Annotated in this window: 3 protein-coding genes; 1 reads left to right on the plus strand and 2 read right to left on the minus strand. The window is 64.7% G+C overall.

The features are described from left to right. A partial coding sequence (locus WB528_RS15265; RefSeq protein WP_423889250.1) for a hypothetical protein occupies window positions 1-197 on the minus strand: 197 nt, incomplete at its 3' end. After that, entirely contained in the window at window positions 194-976 is a 783-nt protein-coding gene (locus WB528_RS15270; protein WP_423889251.1) for an ABC transporter ATP-binding protein, read from the minus strand. The genes WB528_RS15270 and WB528_RS15265, both read right to left, overlap by 4 nt. A 590-nt stretch (window positions 977-1,566) precedes the next feature. Between WB528_RS15270 and WB528_RS15275 the strand changes: the two genes are divergently transcribed. Next, window positions 1,567-1,907: tripartite tricarboxylate transporter substrate-binding protein (locus WB528_RS15275; protein WP_423889252.1), on the plus strand; the 341-nt coding region annotated here is incomplete at its 3' end.

The raw sequence follows: 1,907 nt of genomic DNA on the forward strand, positions 1-1,907 counted from the left end.
GGAATAGCGAGGCCGCGCGCCTCGACCTCGATCTGGTCGGACTTGACCTTGCCGTTGCTCATCGCCCAGGTCACCGCGTCATAGGCGGGATCGAGCAGGTAGGCATAGGTGACCTTTTCCTTGGCGAGACCCGGACGGGCGATGGTCATCAGCGCCGGCGCGGCGATCAGCTTGAGGACGGAGCGGCGTTTCATCATGGTGCGTTCTCCTGTTGCATGGCCGGCTGCTCGAGCGAACGAAAGAGCTTAGCCAACTTCTGGCGCTGTGTATCAAGAGCGGGATCGCCCGGGGTTCGCGGGCGCGGCGTCTTCAGTTCGATAATCTCCAGAACGCGGGTCGGTTTGTTTGACAGCACCACGGTGCGGTCAGCGAGCTGAAGCGCTTCGTCAATATCGTGGGTTACGAACACCACGGTCTTGCCGGTCTCGAGCCAGATACGCTCCATTTCGCCTCGCATGCGCCCGCGCATATTGGGGTCAAGCGCGGAAAATGGTTCGTCCATCAGCACGATCTTAGGATCGACGGCGAGCGCACGGGCGATTGCCACCCGCTGGCGCTCACCGCCCGACAGCATGGATGGGTATTTGCGGGCGTCGGCGGCGAGACCGACAAGATGGAGGAGGTCGGTGGCGCGGGACCGCCGCCGCTCGCGGTCGCCGGAGCCGAACCGGAGCTCGGTGCCGAGCATCACATTGTCGAGCGCAGTCCGCCATGGCACTAGCCGTGGCGACTGGAACACGAAAGCAATCTCCGGCCATGCCTCATGGGGATCGCGTCCGTCAACGGTGACGCGACCCGAGCCGACGTCGAGCAGACCGCCGATCATCCGCAGTGAGGTGGACTTGCCGCAGCCGGACGGACCCAGGATGCAGACGAACTCCCCGCGCCGGACGTTGAAGCTCAGCCGGTCATAAATCCGCTCTTCGCCAAATGAGACGCCTACATTGTCGAAGGTAATGATCGGAGCGGCTTCCATGCGGATGCTTGGTGTGCGATCGAAACGAGCATAGAGGCGTTAGATAGCCCTGGAAAGACTGCGTTCCGCCCTTACGCGCGCGCGAGGCGGGCGGCGGCAATAGCAGCGATCGACCAGCTCGACCTGCTGGCGCCGGCGGTGTGCCGGCTGGCGCCGTCGGCATCTCCGTTTTAGCAAAATTGTTGCTCGCAGATTCGGGGCGACGATGGAGCTCGGGCGGTGAGCGAGGCTGGCGCCGTCGGCATCGCCTGGTCGCGGCGGTGGCAGGCGAGGGCGGCGAGGTACGGGGTCAACTTCTTCGATGCCGGCCAAATTCTGCAGCGGGCACATAGCTGACGTGGGAGGAGATCGTCGCGCTGTACCGACTCACGCTCGACCAGCCGGCGGTGAACACGCAGGCCCGCTACAACGTCTGCCCGACGACAACGATCGACACCATCGTAGGCCAAGACGGCGCTCGCGGGCCGGTGCCGATGCCGTGGGGCCTGGTGCCGCGGTAACTCGACCGACCCAACGCGCTCGCCGCCAGATTCCTTTTCCTTTCCGCGGACATATCGCGTATCCTTCTGATACGAATGAGGGAGCCGGGCATGACCAAAGGCGCTCTGTTGGCGGCCATTGCTGCCTTGGCCATCTTTCCGGCGACGTTCGCCGGCGCGCAGGAGGATCCCGTCCGCTATCCGAGCCGGCCGGTCGAGTTCATCGTGCCGTTCGCCGCTGGCGGCTCGGCTGACGTGATCGCGCGCATGGTAGCGCAGGCAGTCTCCCAGCATTGGCTGCAGCCCGTCGTCGTGCAGGACAAGCCTGGCGCGACCGGCGCCGTCGCTTCCGAGTACGTGGCGCAGGCCGCGCCTGACGGATACACACTACTGTTGTCGACCGCGTCTACCCATGCCGTGCTACCGGCCTATCGTCACGATCTGACCTACGA

The sequence above is a fragment of the Bradyrhizobium sp. genome, from assembly GCF_049586575.1.
In the GTDB taxonomy this organism is placed as follows: domain Bacteria; phylum Pseudomonadota; class Alphaproteobacteria; order Rhizobiales; family Xanthobacteraceae; genus Bradyrhizobium.

Bases quoted from the DNA above. Each gene is read 5' to 3' on its own strand.
- WB528_RS15270 (WP_423889251.1), bottom strand. From the start codon at position 976: ATGGAAGCCGCTCCGATCATTACCTTCGACAATGTAGGCGTCTCATTT.